This is a genomic window from Erwinia sp. AC075 (assembly GCF_979253995.1).
In genome coordinates this window covers 887,552-906,478 of the sequence record NZ_CEEDEU010000001.1, presented here as the reverse complement: position 1 = coordinate 906,478, position 18,927 = coordinate 887,552, and the positions used below count along the sequence as shown (strand labels likewise).

At 55.3% G+C, this 18,927-nt stretch carries 16 protein-coding genes; 3 read left to right on the top strand and 13 right to left on the bottom strand.

Annotation, left to right across the window (positions count from 1 at the left end; translation table 11 throughout):
• Positions 1-42: 42 nt before the first annotated feature.
• The 12 genes from AC0IXH_RS04230 to AC0IXH_RS04175 form a co-directional block, all read right to left on the bottom strand.
• The gene (locus AC0IXH_RS04230; protein ID WP_013202551.1) at positions 43-1,629 is read right to left on the bottom strand and encodes a methyl-accepting chemotaxis protein; all 1,587 of its coding nucleotides are present in this window, start codon (positions 1,627-1,629) and stop codon (positions 43-45) included.
• A 47-nt stretch (positions 1,630-1,676) separates the two neighbouring features.
• Positions 1,677-3,356 carry a methyl-accepting chemotaxis protein gene (locus AC0IXH_RS04225; RefSeq protein WP_013202552.1) on the bottom strand — a complete coding sequence of 560 codons (1,680 nt, stop codon included), beginning with the start codon at positions 3,354-3,356 and terminating at the stop codon, positions 1,677-1,679.
• Positions 3,357-3,480: 124 nt separating this feature from the next.
• Positions 3,481-5,151: a methyl-accepting chemotaxis protein gene (locus tag AC0IXH_RS04220; RefSeq protein ID WP_471720033.1), complete on the bottom strand. Its 1,671-nt coding sequence runs from the start codon at positions 5,149-5,151 to the stop codon at positions 3,481-3,483.
• 196 nt (positions 5,152-5,347) lie between these two features.
• Positions 5,348-5,845: a chemotaxis protein CheW gene (cheW, locus tag AC0IXH_RS04215; RefSeq protein WP_013202554.1), complete on the bottom strand. Its 498-nt coding sequence runs from the start codon at positions 5,843-5,845 to the stop codon at positions 5,348-5,350.
• A 24-nt stretch (positions 5,846-5,869) separates the two neighbouring features.
• Positions 5,870-7,843, bottom strand: a complete 1,974-nt coding sequence (cheA, locus tag AC0IXH_RS04210; RefSeq protein WP_471721116.1) for a chemotaxis protein CheA — start codon at positions 7,841-7,843, stop codon at positions 5,870-5,872.
• 10 nt (positions 7,844-7,853) lie between these two features.
• The gene (gene motB, locus AC0IXH_RS04205; RefSeq protein WP_013202556.1) at positions 7,854-8,894 is read right to left on the bottom strand and encodes a flagellar motor protein MotB; all 1,041 of its coding nucleotides are present in this window, start codon (positions 8,892-8,894) and stop codon (positions 7,854-7,856) included.
• Between the two features lie 3 nt (positions 8,895-8,897).
• Complete coding sequence (gene motA, locus AC0IXH_RS04200; protein ID WP_013202557.1) at positions 8,898-9,785, bottom strand: flagellar motor stator protein MotA; 888 nt, start codon at positions 9,783-9,785, stop codon at positions 8,898-8,900.
• 129 nt (positions 9,786-9,914) lie between these two features.
• Positions 9,915-10,493 carry a flagellar transcriptional regulator FlhC gene (gene flhC / locus AC0IXH_RS04195; RefSeq protein ID WP_013202558.1) on the bottom strand — a complete coding sequence of 193 codons (579 nt, stop codon included), beginning with the start codon at positions 10,491-10,493 and terminating at the stop codon, positions 9,915-9,917.
• Complete coding sequence (flhD, locus tag AC0IXH_RS04190) at positions 10,493-10,846, bottom strand: flagellar transcriptional regulator FlhD (protein WP_041692028.1); 354 nt, start codon at positions 10,844-10,846, stop codon at positions 10,493-10,495. The genes flhC and flhD overlap by 1 nt, the downstream gene beginning before the upstream one ends.
• A 938-nt stretch (positions 10,847-11,784) precedes the next feature.
• Positions 11,785-13,215 carry an alpha,alpha-trehalose-phosphate synthase gene (otsA, locus tag AC0IXH_RS04185; protein WP_346567564.1) on the bottom strand — a complete coding sequence of 477 codons (1,431 nt, stop codon included), beginning with the start codon at positions 13,213-13,215 and terminating at the stop codon, positions 11,785-11,787.
• A complete protein-coding gene (gene otsB / locus AC0IXH_RS04180) occupies positions 13,190-13,999 on the bottom strand; it encodes a trehalose-phosphatase (RefSeq protein WP_013202561.1) in 810 nt (269 codons plus the stop codon). Before otsB ends, otsA begins: the two co-directional genes overlap by 26 nt.
• 323 nt (positions 14,000-14,322) lie before the next feature.
• Positions 14,323-15,504, bottom strand: a complete 1,182-nt coding sequence (locus AC0IXH_RS04175) for an HD-GYP domain-containing protein (protein ID WP_206400710.1) — start codon at positions 15,502-15,504, stop codon at positions 14,323-14,325.
• Between the two features lie 257 nt (positions 15,505-15,761).
• Between AC0IXH_RS04175 and umuD the strand changes: the two genes are divergently transcribed.
• Entirely contained in the window at positions 15,762-16,181 is a 420-nt protein-coding gene (gene umuD / locus AC0IXH_RS04170) for a translesion error-prone DNA polymerase V autoproteolytic subunit (protein ID WP_013202564.1), read from the top strand.
• Positions 16,182-16,191: 10 nt separating this feature from the next.
• Here umuD and AC0IXH_RS04165 read toward each other — a convergent pair whose 3' ends face one another.
• Positions 16,192-17,148 carry a D-2-hydroxyacid dehydrogenase family protein gene (locus AC0IXH_RS04165; protein ID WP_471720032.1) on the bottom strand — a complete coding sequence of 319 codons (957 nt, stop codon included), beginning with the start codon at positions 17,146-17,148 and terminating at the stop codon, positions 16,192-16,194.
• Positions 17,149-17,275: 127 nt separating this feature from the next.
• Between AC0IXH_RS04165 and AC0IXH_RS04160 the strand changes: the two genes are divergently transcribed.
• Positions 17,276-17,893 (top strand): TetR/AcrR family transcriptional regulator, encoded by a 618-nt coding sequence (locus tag AC0IXH_RS04160; protein ID WP_471720031.1) that lies wholly within the window; start codon positions 17,276-17,278, stop codon positions 17,891-17,893.
• 80 nt (positions 17,894-17,973) lie between these two features.
• Positions 17,974-18,909, top strand: coding sequence for an alpha/beta fold hydrolase (locus AC0IXH_RS04155; RefSeq protein WP_471720030.1), 936 nt, complete (start codon positions 17,974-17,976; stop codon positions 18,907-18,909).
• The last annotated feature ends 18 nt before the right edge of the window (positions 18,910-18,927 follow it).

The following is an 18,927-nucleotide window of genomic DNA, read 5'->3' as shown; positions in this document are numbered from 1 at the left end:
AGGGCTACCCTGCAACGTACTGATTAAGGGGGTAAAACACAGCTATATTCCCTGTATGCCGTCCGGATAACCTGGCTGGCCTTCTGCGTCCAGTGTAAATCTGGTCACCGTGCCCGTCAGATGGTCAGCTTGAGCTTCAAGGGCTTCTGTGGCTGCTGCCGCTTCCTCTACCAGCGCGGCGTTCTGTTGTGTTACCTGATCCATCTGGCTGACTGCCTGTGCAACCTGCTCAATGCCGCGACGCTGTTCATCAGAGGCTGAAGCTATTTCGCCCATGATGTCGTTGACGCGCGTCACCGACTGCACAATCTCGTCCATGGTTTCGCCCGCTGAAGCCACCAGCACCGCGCCCTGATCGACGCGATCCACCGACGCTTCAATCAGCGCTTTAATCTCTTTTGCCGCCTGCGCGCTACGTTGCGCCAGGTTGCGAACTTCGCCGGCGACCACCGCAAAGCCTCTGCCCTGCTCGCCAGCGCGTGCCGCTTCCACCGCGGCATTCAGCGCCAGGATGTTGGTCTGGAACGCGATGCCGTCAATCACCCCGGTGATATCGCCAATTTTCTTCGAGCTGCTGGCAATCTCACTCATGGTGGTGACCACTTTGCCGGTCAACTGCCCGCCTTTATGGGCGGTGGTTGAGGCCTCTTTCGCCAGCTGAGAAGCCTGGCGGGCATTTTCGGCATTGCCGGTCACGGTAGCGGTCAGCTGCTCCATACTGGCGGCGGTTTCGGCCAGTGACGCGGCCTGCTGCTCGGTACGGGCAGACAAATCGTTGTTGCCTGACGCAATCTCACGGATGCCGGTGTGCATGGCGTGCGTGCCATCACGTACGCTGCTGACCGTCTCTGCCAATGATTTCTGCATGGCGTTGAGGCTGATAAACAGCTGGCTGAGCTCATTACGCCCTTCCGTTTCGATGGTGCCGCCCAGGTTGCCCGAGGCGATACGTTCAAAGTGGCCACGCATTCTGGACAGTGGCGCGATAACCGCACGGCGCACCCACCAGATACCGCTGAAGGTCACTAACAGGCAGAGCACCACCGCCACGATAAAGATAATTTTCGACTGGGCATAAAAGCCTTTCCCGGCCTGGTTAGCGTGTTCGCGCAGCAGATCGATGTGCTTCATCCACTGGTTGTACTGAACCTGAAATTTGTCCTGCTTGCCCTGCGTCGGCGAGTCGAGGAAGTCCTGTAACTGGTAATTCTGTAAATAGGCAATCAGCTGAGAAAGTTCGTGGGCATAAACGTCATAGGCCTCATTCATCGACTTTTTCAGCGCGCCACCCGCCGGTGTGGTTTCCGGGATCGCATTGAAGCGCTTAAAAGCATTATCGGCAGCATTCAGATCTTCCTGAGCCTTTGCCATCAAACTTGTTACCTGATCGCGCGGTAAACTCAGTGCGGCACGCGTTCCGGCGCGGCTCAGGGTGACGCGAGCGCTCAGTAAGGCCGCCCAGGTTTCGCCCAGCGCTTCACGCTGATTACTGCTCACTTCGACGTCCTGCAAGTTGCGGGCATCAAGGCGGAAAGAATTAAAAGACAAACCGTTACCGACAATCTGCATCACGCAGAACAACCCCAACAGCAGGAAAATTGCGGTAGAAATACGTATACGACTCACCATCAAAGCCTCCAGGTTTTGCCGCCCAAGATGAGCGGCAAAAAAGTCTGTTAGAAAGTTTCCCAATTATCGTTGGATGTCGGTGCGGCCAGCGCTTTGCGCGGTGCGGCTGCCGGCATTAACAGTGGGTTTTTATTTGCCTTACTGGTATTAACGGCCTGGATGACATTTTCTTTACGAATTCTGAATACGGCGACCGCCTGAGTCAGTCTGCTGGCCTGTTCTTCCAGCGCGGCGGCGGCTGCCGCAGACTCTTCCACCAGTGAGGCGTTCTGCTGGGTGACGCGGTCCATCTCGGTCACGGCGGTGCCCACCTGGTCGATGCCCTTGCTCTGCTCGTCCGACGCCGAGGCGATTTCGCCCATGATGTCGGTGACGCGGGTCACCGCGCTGACGATATCGGCCATGGTCTCTCCGGCGCTTTCCACCAGCACCGAGCCGGTATCGACGCGGGCCACGGAGTCTTCAATCAGCCCTTTAATCTCTTTTGCCGCCTGCGCGCTGCGCTGGGCCAGGTTACGCACTTCGCCTGCCACTACCGCGAAGCCACGTCCCTGCTCACCGGCACGGGCCGCTTCCACCGCGGCGTTCAGCGCCAGGATATTGGTCTGGAAGGCAATGCCGTCGATGACGCTGGTAATGTCAGCAATCTTCTTAGAGCTTCCGGCGATGTCGTTCATGGTTTTCACCACGCCATCCACCACCTTGCCGCCTTTCTGCGCGGTTTCTGAGGCGCTGAGCGCCAGCTGAGAGGCCTGACGGGCGTTCTCGGCGTTCTGCTTCACCGTGGCGGTCAGCTGCTCCATACTGGCGGCAGTTTGCTCCAGCGAGGCCGCCTGCTGTTCGGTACGCGAGGAGAGATCGTTATTGCCGGCGGAGATTTCGCTGGCGCCGGTATAAATCGCATCGGAACCGTCGCGGACATCGCTGACCGTGCGGACCAGCGACTGCTGCATTTCACGCAGGCTGTCGGCCAGCTGGGTCATTTCGTTGCGCCCTTCTGACTCGATTGACTGGGTCAGATCGCCGCTGGCGATATGGCGGATATGTTCGATATTGGTGCGTAACGGACGCAGCAGGATTTTATAGATGCCGCTCCAGGCCAGCGCGATCACCAGCAGAGAGATCACCAGCACCGCAAACAGCAGCCACAGGGTATGCTCGTAAGCGCGACTGTTGGCCTCAACGCCCTCGGCGGTCAGCTGGTTATTGGTTTCCAGCCAGTCGTTATAGGTTTTTTCAAACTGATTCTGGTAGCTCTGGGTTGGCTGAGCGATAAAGTCGGTGAACTTGCCGGTCTGCATCATCACAATCAGGTCGGCCAGCGCATCGTGGAGCTGCTTGTAATTGGCATGCAGCTGCTTGACGTTCTCGGCGGTTTTGCCCTTCTCGGACAGGTTGGAATCAAATACCGCCATCGATTTGTCGGCGATATCCAGCTCTTGCTGTACCAGTACCAGCAGTTCCTTCACCGTGGCACCCGAACCCATTTGATTGGCATCCTGCAGGTAGCGGATACCGGCGCGGTTCAGGGTATTACGCGCCTGAACCAGAGAGACCCAGGAGGTGCCCATCGACTGCTGTAACGCGCGCAGACGCTGGTTAAACGCAAAATTATCTTTGTCATTCTTGACCGTATGGAAAAACAATCCGCCGGTGCCAAACTGCAGCAACGCAAACAGCACCAGTACGCTGACCAGGCCGGTAACAACCTTTATCCGTTTGAACATGACTACCTCAGGAAGGGGAAACAACTGGCACTGTTATCGGCAAAGGGAATGGGATCTTTATGCAGATATCCGCCGATCGCTCAGCGGATAATCTTATGACGGCATTTTTACTGCGGAGAGCGGATTAAAAGGTTTCCCAGTTGCTGTCCGAGGCAACCGGCGCGGAGGCTTTGCGCGCCACCGGCGATGCTGCCCGTTTCACGGTGCTGGCTTTCGCCGCCGATGTGAAACCGGACTCTTTGCGCACGCGGAATACCGCGACGGCCTGCGTCAGACGGCTGGCCTGATCTTCCAGCGCGGCGGCCGCCGTGGCGGATTCTTCCACCAGCGAGGCGTTCTGCTGCGTCACGCGGTCCATTTCGGTCACGGCGGTGCCAACCTGGTCGATGCCTTTGCTCTGCTCATCAGAGGCAGAGGCAATCTCGCCCATAATGTCGGTCACGCGGGTCACGGCGCTGACGATATCCGCCATGGTTTCGCCTGCGGTACCCACCAGCACGGTGCCGCTGTCAACGCGCGCCACGGAGTCTTCAATCAGCCCTTTGATCTCTTTCGCCGCCTGCGCACTGCGCTGGGCAAGGTTACGCACTTCACCGGCAACCACTGCGAAGCCACGACCCTGCTCGCCGGCACGCGCCGCTTCCACCGCAGCGTTCAGCGCCAGGATGTTGGTCTGGAAAGCAATCCCGTCGATCACGCTGGTAATGTCAGCAATTTTCTTCGAACTGCCGGCAATGTCGCTCATGGTTTTCACCACGCCATCCACCACCTTGCCGCCTTTCAGCGCGGTTTCAGACGCGCTAAGCGCCAGCTGAGAGGCCTGACGGGCGTTTTCGGCGTTCTGCTTCACGGTCGCGGTTAACTGCTCCATGCTGGCTGCGGTTTCTTCCAGCGAGGCAGCCTGCTGCTCGGTACGGGCAGACAGATCGTTATTGCCGGCGGCAATTTCACTGGCACCGGTATAGATCGCATCGGAACCGTCGCGCACGTCGCTAACGGTACGCACCAGCGACTGCTGCATCTCCAGCAAACTGTTTGCCAGCTGGGCCATTTCATTACGGCCTTCTACTTCGATGGTATGCGTCAGGTCGCCGCCCGCAATGTGGCTGATGTGGGCAATGTTGTTCTGTAATGGCGTAATCAGGATCTTGCGCAGGCCCACCCAGCACAGGGCGATCAGCGCGACAACCAGTACCATGATGGTGCCAATCACCCACAGCATTTTGCTGTACGCCGCTTCGTTGGCCTTCACGCCCTGCACGGTGATTTCATTCAGGGCAGTACGCCACAGGGTATAGGCCTGCTGCATATCATTCTGCTTCTGCTCGATGTTCAGTTTGAACATCTCAGGCAGCTGCTTGCTCTGCATCAAATCCAGCATGGTCGACAGCGCTTTGGAATAGCTGACGTAGTTCTGCTCAAGGTCATCAACCACTTTCGGGTCAACACCCTTGGTGTTCGGGATGGCTTGATAGCGCGCGTAAGATTTGTCGGCATCAGCCAGCAGTTTCTTACCCTGATCGGAAATCGCGGTCAGCGACGCGCTGTTGATGCTGTTGGCCGTTTCACTCTGCAGACGCAGCATGCCGCGGTTCAGGGTGATGCGGGTCTGGTTCAGTGCAATCCACGCGTCGGTGAAGGACGCCACGTTGTCACTGGAATTTTGCGCAATGGAAAAACTGTCTTTATCGCTGGTCAGCGCGCCAATAAATATGCCGCCAGAGATCAGCTGCAATGAGCCAAAAACGAGCAGGACCAGCAGCAGGCTGGTGACCACTTTGATGCGTGTGAACATAGAGAACCCTTGGTGTGTAAAAGTAAAAAACAACACCGGATCTATCGGCTTTTCAGGGCCATACTTTATGTTGTGAGAGAGATATTTTACGGGGATTTATTTTGCTATATAAAACAAAGACGAAATAATATTGTAACTAAAAAAAGGGCCCTGCGTGTTGCGCAAGGCCCTTTTTCAACAGGAAAAACAACGGTTATCAGGCGCTACGCAGCACGTCGACTAACGCCATTTCTTCGCTGTTCAGCAGCTTCTCAATATCGACCAGAATCAACATGCGATCGCCCAGTGCACCCAGGCCGGTCAGATATTCGGTCGACATGGTTACGGCGAATTCCGGGGAAGGACGGATCTGATCCTGGGTCAGTGACAGCACGTCAGACACGCCGTCAACCACGATACCGACCACGCGCTGTTCCAGATTCAACACGATCACCACGGTGTTTTCGTTATACCCGACATCGGACTGCGCGAACTTAATGCGCAGGTCGATGATTGGCACGATAACGCCGCGCAGGTTGGTCACGCCTTTGATAAAGGAAGGCGTGTTGGCGATGCGGGTAACCTGATCGTAACCGCGGATCTCCTGCACTTTCAAAATATCGATGCCGTATTCTTCGTCACCCAGCGTAAACACCAGGAACTCCTGACCTACGGTTTCGCCAGTGAGTTTAGAGACAGTTGCCATTCCATTCATAATTCTACCCTTAATCGGTTAAAGTCAGGCTGCGGCTCCCGCCACACGCTTTTCACGGTTGAGAGACTGCAGAGCCGATACGTCGACAATCAGCGCCACGCTGCCATCACCGAGGATGGTTGCTGCCGAGATACCCGGCACTTTGCGATAGTTGCTTTCCAGATTTTTAACCACCACCTGGTGCTGGCCAATCAGCTGATCGACCAGCATCGCATAGCGTTTACCGGCGCTTTGCAGGATCACCACGATGCCCTGCGTTGCTTCGGTTTTTGCGCCCTGCACATCGAACACGTTCCACAGCTCAACCAGCGGCAGGTATTCACCCCGCACTTCCAGCACGCGCTCGCCACCGGCCAGCGGATGCAGATCGTCTGCCAGCGGTTGCAGCGATTCCATCACCGCGTTCAGCGGCAGAATGAACACTTCGTTAGCCACGCGAACGGACATGCCGTCGAGGATGGCCAGCGTCAGTGGCAGCAGAATACGAATGGTGGTGCCTTTACCCTGCTTCGAGGAGATTTCGACGTGACCGCCCATCTCCTGGATATTTCGTTTCACCACGTCCATGCCGACACCGCGACCCGAGACGTCAGTCACCTGCTCCGCCGTGGAGAAGCCAGGGGCGAAGATCAGCATGCCCACTTCTTCATCGCTCATCGATTCGCTGACCGGCAGGCCAGACGACAGCGCTTTCGCCAGGATACGTTCACGGTTCAGACCGGCACCGTCATCAACCACTTCGATGCAGATGTTGCCGCCCTGATGTTCCGCGGACAGGATCAGGTTACCGATGGCGTCTTTGCCAGCGGCCAGACGTTTTTCCGGGGTTTCGATACCGTGATCCAGACTGTTACGCACCAGGTGCGTTAACGGGTCAATAATGCGTTCGATCAGGCTCTTATCCAGCTCGGTCGAGCTGCCTTGCAGGGTCAGCTCCACTTCTTTACCCAGCTTGCTGGCCAAATCGCGCACCAGACGTGGGAAGCGGCTGAAGACATATTCCATCGGCATCATACGGATGGACATCACCGATTCCTGCAGGTCACGGGCGTTACGTTCTAACTGTCCCATGCTGTTCAGCAGGTCGCCGTGGGCAACCGGATCCAGTTCACCGGAACGCTGCGCCAGCATCGACTGGGTGATAACCAGTTCGCCAACCAGGTTAATCAGCTGGTCCACTTTCTCTACCGCAACGCGGATACTGGTGGATTCGCTGGCTTTGGCGGCCGCTTTTTTCGGTGCTTCACGTTTCGCCGGCGTAATGTCGGTGACCGTGGCCAGCGGTGCGGCCGGCTCTTCAGCCTCCGCTTCAACGATTGGCTCAACCACGTTTGCTGCTGACGGCGCCGTCAGGAACTGGATTTGCGCTTCTTCAATCACAAAGCACAGCACCGCCACGATGTCATCCTGATCGACGGTAGAGTCAAGGGTCACTTCAACCGAGGTTTCGCCTTTCACCACGTCAGAAACGGTGCCCAGATTCCCCAGTTCTTCCAGCATTAATGGAATTTCTGCCGGTTTCAGGTCCACCAGCGCCAGTCTCAGACCGGCGGCCGCCACAGGCGCGTTCGCCGCGGCTGCCAGCGTTTTAGGCGGTTCAATCACTTCACCCTTGGCTTCTAACGCTAACTGGCGCAGCGCCTGACAGATGTATTCAAACGTCGCGGCATTGGGTTCCGTGGCGGTTTTATAGGCATCCAGCTGTTCTTGCATAATATCTTTGGTTTCCAAAAACAGGTTGATGATATCGGTGCTCAGCTGCATTTCGCCGCGACGAGCGCCGTCGAGAATATTTTCCAGAATATGCGTGGTTTCCTGTAACACAGTGAAACCAAAGGTACCCGCCCCGCCTTTAATCGAGTGGGCCGCACGGAAGATAGCGTTAAGCTGTTCCGAATCCGGTTCCTGTGGGTCTAACCCCAGCAGGTGTTGTTCCATATCGGCCAACAGTTCGTCGGCTTCATCGAAAAACGTTTGATAAAAATCGCTAATATCCATGCTCACGGGATCACCTCTGCTGTGAGTCGCGATCGGTCTGGGCCGCCGGTACCGGGTTAGCCGGAGCGGATGCTGTCGGTTTTACCTGATCGCCTGCTGGCTCAGCCACTGGGGGTTGAGGGTCTGGTTTTTTTGTGGCATCGGCAGGGAGTGCCGGTGCGACGATTTCTTTAAGACTGCCCGCATTGCTGTCGCTGATTTGCGTCGCGTCGCTCTCCGAGTTTTCTTTCTCAATCTGCAGCTCCGTGTCGTGGTTCAACACCAGCAGACTGATTCGACGGTTTACAGCATCATCCGCGCCGCGGTTTTTTAAACTCATGGTGTCGGCCATCCCGACCACGCGCAGCATCTTGCCGCTATCCAGTCCGCCGGTGACCAGCTCACGCCGTGAGGCGTTCGCGCGGTCGGCAGACAGTTCCCAGTTACTGTATCCGCGGTCGCCGTTGGCATACTGAAAATCATCGGTATGGCCGGCAAGGCTGATTTTGTTCGGTATATCGTTCAGGATCGGTGCAATTGCCCGCAAAATATCGCGCATATACGGCTCAACTTCCGCGCGACCGGTTTTAAACATCGGCCGGTTCTCGCTGTCGATAATCTGAATACGCAGCCCCTCTTCCACCATATTGATGATCAAATGGGGACGCAGGGCCTTCAACCGTGGATCCGATTCGATCAGCTGGTCGAGCTTCTCACGCAGACGGTTAAGACGGATTTCATCCAGCTTGCGTTTCTGCGCATCCATATCCACCACCTTGTGGACCTCGCCCGATTTCTGAGTTGGGTCCTCGCCACCGCCGGGGATCACGCTGATGCTTTCGCTACTTTTTGAACCGCCGGTCAGTGCCACTTTCAACGGCGTCTTAAAGTAATCGGCAATCTGCACCAATTCCTGAGGGTTCGCGATCGACAGCAGCCACATCACCATAAAGAAAGCCATCATCGCGGTCATAAAGTCGGCATAAGCAATCTTCCATGAGCCGTGACCGCCCTCATGTCTTTTATGCTTCTTTTTCTTAACCAGAATAATGGGGTGATTGTTATGCTTCATGCGTCATGCGTCCTGGTCTGAAGTCTGTTTCGCTGGTGATTTTGCGTTACGGACATGCTCCTCCAGCTCGGTAAACGACGGTCGGTCGGTTGAGTACAGCGTCTTACGACCAAACTCAACCGCGATTTGCGGCGCATAGCCATTCAGGCTGGAGAGCAACGTCACTTTGATGCACTGCATCATCTTGGTGGTTTCTGCACATTTCTGGCGTAACACCCCGGCCAACGGAGAGATAAATCCGTAGGCCAACAGAATGCCGAGGAAGGTTCCCACCATCGCGTGTGCGACCGATGCCCCTAACTCTGCTGCCGGGCGATCGGCGGATGCCAGCGTATGTACCACCCCCATTACCGCCGCCACGATGCCGAAAGCCGGGAGAGAATCGCCTACCGTTTGCAGCGCCGTTGCCGGCACTTCGCATTCGTGTTCGTAGGTTTCAATCTCTTCGTCCATCAGCGCTTCGATTTCAAAGGCGTTCATATTGCCGCTGACCATCAGACGCAAATAGTCGGTAATGAAGTCCACTAATCTTTTATCGGCAAGGATGCGCGGGTAATTAGCAAAAATTTCACTTTCCTGCGGACTTTCAATATCCGCTTCCAGTGATAACATGCCCTGCTGGCGGGATTTGGCCATAATGCGGTACAGCAAGGCCATCAGATCCATATAGACGGCTTTGTTATATTTTGAGCCGCGCATTAATAATGGCAGTGCCTTCATGGTGGCTTTAATGGCTTTGCCATTATTCCCCACGATAAATGCGCCAATACCGGCGCCGCCGATGATCAACAATTCTGAAGGTTGATAGAGAGCGCCAAGGTGGCCACCGACCATCGCGTAGCCCCCCAACACCGACCCGAGTACCAGGATATACCCAATAATAATTAACACACTAAATCCTTACGTCTGGTGACGTGTGGGTTGAAGAAGAGCGCTTCAGGATGTTTCTACCCGCCGCAGGCAAAAAAAAAGCAGCGGTTAAATAACCGCTGCTGGATGCATTCCACGTTGTGAGGAGAATTAAACGGCTTGTTTAATCTCTTCCTCCAGCAGTTGTGAAATGTTATCGGCAGATTCCCCGATAAGTTTACGTCTTTTTACCGCACGGGATGGCGGCTGGCACAGGCTGCAGACAAAGCTGCCAACTGGCTGGTGTGCGTGGTTGATGAAACTGCCGTTGCAGCTTTTGCAATCGGACAGTTCGAGCATTCCGCTCTCAACAAACCGGACTAAGGTCCAGGCGCGGGTCAGCGCCAACAGCGGGCCTTCGTCCTGTTGCGGGCACTGTTCGAGATAGAGTCGGTACGCTTTGATTACCGCGTCCACACCCTTGCTCAACCCGCTTTTGAGAAGGAACTGCCAGGCGTTACAGAACATAGAAGAGTGAATGTTCTGTTCCCAGGTCATAAACCAATCGGTTGAGAACGGCAGCATGCCTTTCGGCGGTGGGCTACCGCGCAGTTCTTTATATAATTTAATTAAACGGCCACGACTCAGCTGCGTTTCGCTTTCTAACATTTGCAGACGCGCGCCCAGCGAGATCAACTCCATCGCTAATTGAATATCGCGCGCTTCCTGGACAATACTTTTTTCACTCATTAGCTCGCTCTCTTTTTAGGCAACTCGTCGCTTTTACCCGACACGGTGCGTAATAAACGGCTGGATAACAGAATACCGGTGTGGATTTGCTGTAAATCGTCCACGCGTGATTCCTGCGTTAAGCGAGTAATTGTATTGTGGTCGTTAAAACGAAACTGACAAACAAGCTGATTCGTTTCAGCTAACTTCACCATTTCAGGCAAAGTTAATTGAGAAAGTGTATCTGCCATCGCTTCATCGATACCGAGACGAAACATCGCAGAGGCTTTTTCCTGGTTAATGAGGCGTTGTGCAAGCAATAAATAAGACAAGTTGATGTCGTAAATATGTTTGAGTAATTCTGATGTACCCATTTTTTTTTCCATCCTGACTGACACTACTTAAACGTTTGCGGATTACGCCGCTACCTTGGTTGCTGATTTGTAGAGCTAAGTTGGCAAATAATTTAGTGGCAGAAGCCAAACGTTTGCGAAGCTGTAAGGTGCCAAATAGCGCCTGTCCAGAAAGTAGTCATTAACTCATTTTGCCAGTACTGCTTCCCTGTTTTCCGTCCGCTTTATCTGACCTTAGAGTCAGACTTTTCTTACTACCTTTTAGGACTATTCCGAAAACAAGGCAACTCTATCCCCTCTGATTTCGACATACAACGAGGGCCAGGCCAAATTTTAGATAAAGTGTGACGCAGATCACACTTTTGGGGTAATTTAACTAAAATAACCCTTCAGCGATACTGTTGATTAGTTCACTAACTAATCAATTTACCCCCTTTTTGTCAGTTTTTAACATGTTTGGAACATTTCCAAATGAAAACGATTCTGGTTACGAGTATTAAACGGAACGGGTGCGTGATTTAGATCAATATCAGCTCAACTATCTATGTTGACAAAAATAATCAGAATTTAATGCTGGATATGCGAGGTAAGTAGCGATCACAAAATAGTCACGAAAGGTGACTGTCAGGGATGTGTATGATGACTGAAATGTGACATAGCGCAGGTTTCTATCAGTAAGCGATAGCGTTTCGTAAGCCTTATCCGGCTTGTGTTTAGGGCGTGTAAAGGGATGTAATCGGCAGTTACATTAGTGATATGAATGTTTTAGCGGAATTGTGAGCTATCAGGGTAAGTATCGGCACTCTGCAGACAATCTTTAGTGAAAAGGGTCAATTTTCGTTATTTTTCTTATAAATGGCTCTTTTTTTAGGAAAACTTAGACCCCTGTCTCATTTATGGTGCTGATTTTGGTCGAAAAAAAGGCGATCTGAGATCGCCCTTTTGGTTACTGGCACAGATTATGCTAGTCGCGGAAAGGTGGCGACCTTATTGGCCTCCCCCTGCTCCGGTGTGCGCAGCTTTACAGCCTGCAAATCCTTCAGGTAGGTTTTACGCCAGTTACTGATATCGTTGCGGCGCAGCACGGCCATCATGTCGTTATAACGAGAGATACGCTCGTTCAACGACATGGTCGCTGCCTGGTTCAACGCGGCGGCCACTTCATCACGATCGTAAGGGTTCACAATCAGTGCGGAGGTGAGCTCGTTGGCGGCACCGGCAAAGCGAGACAGCACCAGCACACCCGGATCGTTCGGGTCCTGTGCGGCGACATATTCTTTCGCCACCAGGTTCATGCCATCGCGCAGCGGCGTCACCAGACCAATATCGGTCAGGCGGAAGATTTTCATCAGCAGACGGCGATCGAAGTGCTGATTAAGGTAATACAGCGGCGTCCAGCCCAGCGTGCCGTATTTGCCGTTGATGCGCCCGGCTTCCGTTTCCAGCTGATGGCGAATGTCCTGATAGGCCTGCACGTCACCGCGCGAGGTCGGGGCAATCTGCGAATAACGGATCTTGCCGTGATGCTCAGGATAGTTCTCCAGCAGCGCTTCATAAGCGAGGAAACGCTCAGGCAGCCCTTTGGAATAATCCAGACGCTCACAGGCAATGATGTTTTTCGCATCGCCCAGATCTTTTTTCATTGCAGCCATCTTCGGCGGCAATGGCCCTTCCGCCATCTCTTTAATGCTGTCTGGCTCGATGCCGATCGGGTAGACCTCAGTGGCGAAGGTGTTGCCAAAGGCGCGATGCTGCTTGCCGTCAGTCTGCAACTGCGTCATCAGCGACAGGCATTCGAGGAACGCCGTGCGGTCACTTTCTGTCTGGAAGCCCAGCAGATCGTAATCACACATCATTTCCAGCAGCTCATTGTGCGGCGGCAGCGCATTGAAGATTTCCGGCGTTGGGAACGGAATATGCAGGAAGAATCCGATGCGGTTATTCACGCCCAGCTTACGCAGCGCGGCCGCAAATGGCAGCAGGTGATAATCGTGGATCCACAGCACATCATCCGGCTTCAGCAGCGGCAGCAAGCGGTTAGCCAACAGCGTGTTGACGTTGCAGTAGCCTTCCCACGCTTCACGCTGGAAGTTAACCAGGTCAAGCCGGTAGTGGAAAGCGGGCCACAGCACGGCATTGGAGAACTGCAGATAATACAGGTCGTAATCGTTTTGATTCAGCCCGAAAGAGGCGTAGGTGACGTTGTCCTGTTCGAACAGGTCCATATCTTCGTCATCTTCACCGATTTCATTGATTTCGCCGTTCCAGCCAAACCACAGTCCACCGGTGGTTTTCAGGGCATCCACGATCCCGACAGTCAGACCGCCTGCGCTGGCCTTGGTCCCATCAGGTACAGCGATGCGGTTAGATACGACTACTAAGCGACTCATAACCTTGACTCCTTACCGACGTTGTTTCGTCTTGATCTAGTTGTAATAGTGTTTGTTCAAGCCAGTGGTAAACCGCAGCGACGTCCGGTAACCGGTAGCCGGCCTCCGTTGGTCCCTCGCCCACTTTAATGGCGATGCCGTCCATAGCATTGATAACCTTAAATCCGGCTTCATCTGTCACATCGTCGCCGATGAACACAGGCGTTCTGCCGGCGAACGGGGCCTGCTGCATGATCGCGTCAATCGCAGCCCCTTTACTGACGCCTTTCGGTTTCAGTTCAACCACACATTTGCCCGGTTGCAGAGCCAGCACCGGGAAACGTTCGACCATCGCCTCGGCCAGCGCCAGCACGTCCTGCTGATAGTGTTCCGCACGCCGGTAGTGCAGCGCGAAGGCCATTCCTTTGGTTTCAAGTTGGGTATCCGGCATTTTTGCCATCGCGTCGCCCAGTAAAGCAGAGAGCGAACGGGCGACGTCATCCGGCAGGGACAGGCGTTCAATGTTGTCCTGGCCGTCGCGTCGTTCAGCACCGTGAACGCCAGCCAGTGGGAGGTGTAAGGGTGCGACTAACGCGTCCAGCTCAGACATCGGCCGGCCCGAAACCAGCGCCAGCGCGCCATCGGTCAGGCGGCTGAGGCGGTCCAGGTGAGAAATCACTTCTCCGGGGATAAACACTTCATCCGGACGGGACTGAATGGCAGCCAGAGTACCATCGACATCGAAGAAAAAAGCATACCGGCCGCTGGCGGATAACGGGGGCGCGGATTCATTCTGGGTGTTCAAAGTATTCCTCCTGATTGAGTGTGTTACGGCGATACGTTCATCAGGCTGTGTTACGGCCCAACTCACGGGGGAGGGTCAGATGGCGTATCTGATCACCCACAACGCACGAGGAAAACGCAGCAATATCAGCATTCAGTATAGACGCTGATCCCGACTCTGCCAGACAATACGCGGCTTTGAGCCCGGATCGATGCATCCAGCCTGCCAAATTACTGGGGAAAAAGACATAGGAGAAAGGCGAAATGTATAGCGGGAATGACTCGGAAAAACTGTGAGTGAAACGGGTAATTGTTCAGGCGGAACGATCCGCCTTTACTCGACCTTCAGGCTACCGGCTTCATCCACAGCGCGTCAACATTGATGCCGTGCCAGTTCGTGGACTCTTCCGGGCCGGTGATGCTGTCCCAGCAGAAGCGATCGGCGAGGTCGACGATCTCCGGTGACAGCCTCTGATTGGTGACCAGGGAATAGAAGACGCAGACTTTGGGTTGCAGCAGTGAGCCTCCGCCCGGCTCGGCGACCACCGCAATGCGTCCTGAGGCGAGACGCACGGTGGAGCCCACCGGATAGATGCCCACCGCCTTCACAAAGGCGAAAAACACCTTGCGGTCGAAGTGCCCTTCCCAGCTGGCCATTTGGTGCATGGCGCTGGCCGGATTCCAGCCTGCTTTATAAGGCCGGTTAGAGGTCACCGCATCATAGACGTCGCAGACCGCCGCCATCCGCGCCAGCAGCGAGATTTTTTCACCGGCCAGGCCATGCGGATAGCCACGGCCATCGAATTTTTCATGGTGGTGTAACGCCACGTCCAGCAGATCTTCGCCGCCGCCGCTTTTTCGCAGCAGCGCTTCGCCAATCACCGGATGCTGTTTCATGATGTCGAACTCGTCGTCGGTCAGCTTGCCGGGCTTGTTGAGGATGTCCAGTGAGATCCCGGCTTTTCCCACGTCATGCAGCAGCCCGGCGGTTCCCGCCCGCCGCACCTGCTCTTCTTCCAGCTGCAGCTGCCTGGCCAGCGACACCATCAGCGCGCAGACGGCGACCGAATGCAGATAGGTGTAATCATCATGGGTTTTCAGCCGCACCACGCTCAGCAGCGCGGCAGGATGCCGGCTGATCGATCCGCCGATTTCATCCACCAGCGGCAGCGTGCTGACAGTGTCAATGGTACGTCCCAGCCGGGCATCGCTGAACATATCCATTACCTGCCCTTTGGCATTCAGGCAAATCGCCTGCGCCTGCTCAACTTCTTGATGCATGCTGATGGGACCACGCGGCACGTCCGCCTGGTCTTCTTCAATCTCTGATTCTGTTTCGTCCGGCGCCCGCCCTTTAGACAGATCGATCCAGACTTCTTTAATGCCGTTTTCTGCAATCACCTGGATCTGCAGATCGGTGGTCAGCAACATGTCGTTGTGGACGAGCGGATGCTTGAGCCAGAAAACCTCCAGCTTGTGCACATACATCCCAACGCGCAGCGCCTGTACCTGAATTCGCCTGATCATCCTGTGCCTCTTTGCCAGTTCCTCCATTCAGCACAGGTATCGGCCTTGCCTGAAAAAGCTTCAGTGAATGCGGCGAGGGACCGCATCTTTTACTTAATTTTTACATTTACGCAGGCCGCAATTCCGCCCCGCTTTTTCAGGCAGAAACTAAATTCCTCAGCAGAACAAGCGCGTAGGTTTTTCCGCAGATTCAGCGGTTGATTGCCAGCGCGGATTGATAATACTGTATATAAACACAGTAACATTGAGTCATCATTATGCACATGCACCAACTTGTTGTTTCTCCGCGTCCTCTCACCATCCCGTTGTTCGTTGAACGGGTCGCCTGCGGGTTTCCCTCGCCAGCGGCCGATTACGTGGAATCGCGGATAGACCTGAATGAACTGCTGGTCAGCCATCCCAGCGCGACCTACTTTATCCGCGCGGCGGGAAATTCGATGATCGAGGGCAATATTAACGACGGCGATATGCTGGTAGTAGACAGCTCGTTAAAGCCACAGCATGGCGATCGGGTGATTGCCGCCATTGATGGCGAATTCACCCTGAAGAAATTGCAGCTGACCCCTTCGGTGAAGCTGCTGCCGATGAATCCCAGCTACGCCGCCATCGATATAGACGACGAAGCCGGGCTGAGCGTGTTCGGCGTGGTGACCTTTATTATTTATGCGGCGCGCTGAGAGAGTGAACTCAGGGGTTGATCACCTGTGACCGATCGCCGGCAAAAAAGCGGGTGAGGTTGTCGAACGCCACGCGAAAATAGGCCTCGTAGCTGGCCTGCTCGACGTAACCGAGGTGCGGCGTGCAGAGCACATTTGGCATCTGCAACAGCGGCGAGGCAGGATCGTACACCGGCTCCTGCTCGTAGACATCCAGCGCGGCAAAGCCCGGACGTCCCTGACCCAGCGCATGCAGTAGCGCGCCCGGCGCGACCAGCTCAGCCCGGCTGGTATTCACAAACAGCGCATCCGGTTTCATCGCCAGCAGATCGGCCTGGGTGATACTGGCTTCGGTGGCCCCGACCAGTCGCAGGTGGACAGAGAGGATATCGCTGGTGGCAAACAAGGCGGTGCGATCGGCGGGCACGCTGTGACCATCGCGCCGCGCTTCCTCGCGGGCGCGTTCGCTGCCCCATACCTGCACCTGCATATTGAAAGCGCGGGCATAACCGGCAATCAGCTTGCCAATTTTGCCGTAGCCAAGAATGCCGAGAGTTTGCCGGTTAACCGCCCTGCCGATCTCCGTTTGCCAGCGTCCGGCGGCCATAGCATTCACCGAGGACACCAGCTTACGGCGGGAAGCCATGATCAGCAGCCAGGTCAGTTCTGCCGGCGCCACCGGCGAGCCGGTTCCTTCCACCACCGCCACGCCAGCCCGCTGGCAGGCGGCCAGATCGATATTACGCGCCACTTTGCCCGTCTGGCTGATCGCTTTAAGTTGCGGAGTTCGCCGCAGAAACGCCGCATCAATCTGCGTTCGCTCGCGGATCAAAATCAGCGCCTGAGCCGTCGCCAGCACCTCGCTGGCATGCGGATCGTCCGCCAGGTCGCCCAGCGCGCGGCACTGGAAGGCCGGATTATCGTGCAGGAAATCAAGCTGAGCGGTTGCCCGCTGGTAATCATCCGGTATCGCAATAGGTATAACCACGAGCTTCTCCTGAGACTGACGAGGTGAATATCAGAATAATGCGCGATGGGCTGCTGAGCGAGAACTCTCTTGCCAGTTATCCCGCTTTCTGGCATTTTGGAAACAATCGTTCCCTTATTGGATTATTATGAACAACGCATCCCTTCTGCCGCAGCACAGCAAAGAGCGCGGCCGCCCACGAGAGTTTGATACCGACCTGGCGCTGGATAACGCCATGCTGGTGTTCCGGGAAAAAGGCTTCCACGCCGCCTCGATTGCGGATTTGAGCGAGGCGATGAACCTGACCGCAGGCAGCATCTATAAGGCGTTTAAGGATAAACGTACGCTCTTCCTGCAGGTCTTTGAGCGTTACACCTCATTGCGTAACAGCGCGCTGCGCGAGCGTCTGGCACTGTTCACCACCGGCCGCGAGAAACTGGCTGAGCTACTGCGCTTCTATCTGGAATCGGCTCAGGATGTTGAAGGAAGACGTGGCTGCCTGGTGGTCGGCAGCGCCACCGAATTGCAGGTACTGGACGAGGCGTTGTCAGAACTGGTTCGTCAGGCGGTGATGCGTAATAAAAGCCTGCTGACCTCACTGTTAAGCCAGGGCCAGCAGGATGGCTCGGTATCCAGTAGCCTGGCGGTGGAGACCGCAGCAGAACTGATTTTATGCCTGATTTTTGGCATGCGTATCGTCGGTAAGATGCAAAATATCAGCGACCACGAAGCCACCATCACGCTGGCGATGAAGCTGCTCGATTAAAAAATTTACCCATTTAGGAAGCATTCATTTCCTAATCAACCTGCCTGCCAGCCCGCAGGCAATCACTGAAGAGGTCCACGATGAAACAGCCAACAACAGAAAGCGTCCTGCCCCGCCGCACCGAGGCCGAACCCACGACTTTTGCTGACAGCACCCTTCCCGGTTTTGTGCATCGCTATGCCAACGTTGATGGGGTCAGACTGCATTATGTCAGCGGCGGCAATCCGCAGGGCGAAACCCTCGTGCTGCTGGCGGGCTTCCCGCAAAGCTGGTTTGCATGGCGACAGGTAATGGCGCGACTGGCATCGACCTACCGCATTATTGCGCCGGATCTGCCGGGCCAGGGCGATTCGGATCGACCGGAAACGGGTTATGACACCCGATCGCTGGCGACAAAGGTGCACGGACTGCTCAGCTCACTGGCTATCAGCCGCTATTACCTCGCCGCGCACGATGTGGGTGCCTGGGTAGCCTGGCCTTATGCCGCCTTATACGGCGACGAGGTTAAGCGCCTGGCCTTGCTGGATGCCGGTATTCCGGGGATCACCCTGCCGGATGCCCTGCCCGTGACGCCGGATGCCGCCTGGAAAACCTGGCACTTCGCCTTTCACGTTATCCCGGACCTGCCCGAAGCGCTGATCGCAGGAAATGAGCGCGTCTACCTGGAGTGGTTCCTGAAGCGCAAAACCGCCTGCCCTGACGTTTTCTCTGAAACTGACATGGATGAGTATTTGCGCATTCTGATGAAAAGCGGTGGATTACGCGCGGGCCTCGCCTACTACCGTTCCGCCGCCCTGTCCGCACAGCAAAACCGGGAATTACAGGCTAACGGCAAGTTAAGCATGCCAATCCTCGCCATCAGCGCCGAGCAGGGCTCGATCCCCGATATGGCAGCACCGTTGCGCCCGTTTGCAGCAGATGTCACCGGCGTTGTGGTCCCTTATTGCGGCCATTTCCTGCCGGAAGAACAGCCCGAAGCGATTGCCCGCGAGCTGAGTGACTTTTTCCAAGGCTGATTTGCAAAAGTAAAACGA

Coding starts and splice junctions, on each gene's coding strand:
- AC0IXH_RS04230 (WP_013202551.1), bottom strand. CDS start 1,629: ATGGTGAGTCGTATACGTATTTCTACCGCAATTTTCCTGCTGTTGGGG.
- AC0IXH_RS04225 (WP_013202552.1), bottom strand. CDS start 3,356: ATGTTCAAACGGATAAAGGTTGTTACCGGCCTGGTCAGCGTACTGGTG.
- AC0IXH_RS04220 (WP_471720033.1), bottom strand. CDS start 5,151: ATGTTCACACGCATCAAAGTGGTCACCAGCCTGCTGCTGGTCCTGCTC.
- cheW (WP_013202554.1), bottom strand. CDS start 5,845: ATGAATGGAATGGCAACTGTCTCTAAACTCACTGGCGAAACCGTAGGT.
- cheA (WP_471721116.1), bottom strand. CDS start 7,843: ATGGATATTAGCGATTTTTATCAAACGTTTTTCGATGAAGCCGACGAA.
- motB (WP_013202556.1), bottom strand. CDS start 8,894: ATGAAGCATAACAATCACCCCATTATTCTGGTTAAGAAAAAGAAGCAT.
- flhC (WP_013202558.1), bottom strand. CDS start 10,493: ATGAGTGAAAAAAGTATTGTCCAGGAAGCGCGCGATATTCAATTAGCG.
- flhD (WP_041692028.1), bottom strand. CDS start 10,846: ATGGGTACATCAGAATTACTCAAACATATTTACGACATCAACTTGTCT.
- otsA (WP_346567564.1), bottom strand. CDS start 13,215: ATGAGTCGCTTAGTAGTCGTATCTAACCGCATCGCTGTACCTGATGGG.
- AC0IXH_RS04175 (WP_206400710.1), bottom strand. CDS start 15,504: ATGATCAGGCGAATTCAGGTACAGGCGCTGCGCGTTGGGATGTATGTG.
- umuD (WP_013202564.1), top strand. CDS start 15,762: ATGCACATGCACCAACTTGTTGTTTCTCCGCGTCCTCTCACCATCCCG.
- AC0IXH_RS04160 (WP_471720031.1), top strand. CDS start 17,276: ATGAACAACGCATCCCTTCTGCCGCAGCACAGCAAAGAGCGCGGCCGC.
- AC0IXH_RS04155 (WP_471720030.1), top strand. CDS start 17,974: ATGAAACAGCCAACAACAGAAAGCGTCCTGCCCCGCCGCACCGAGGCC.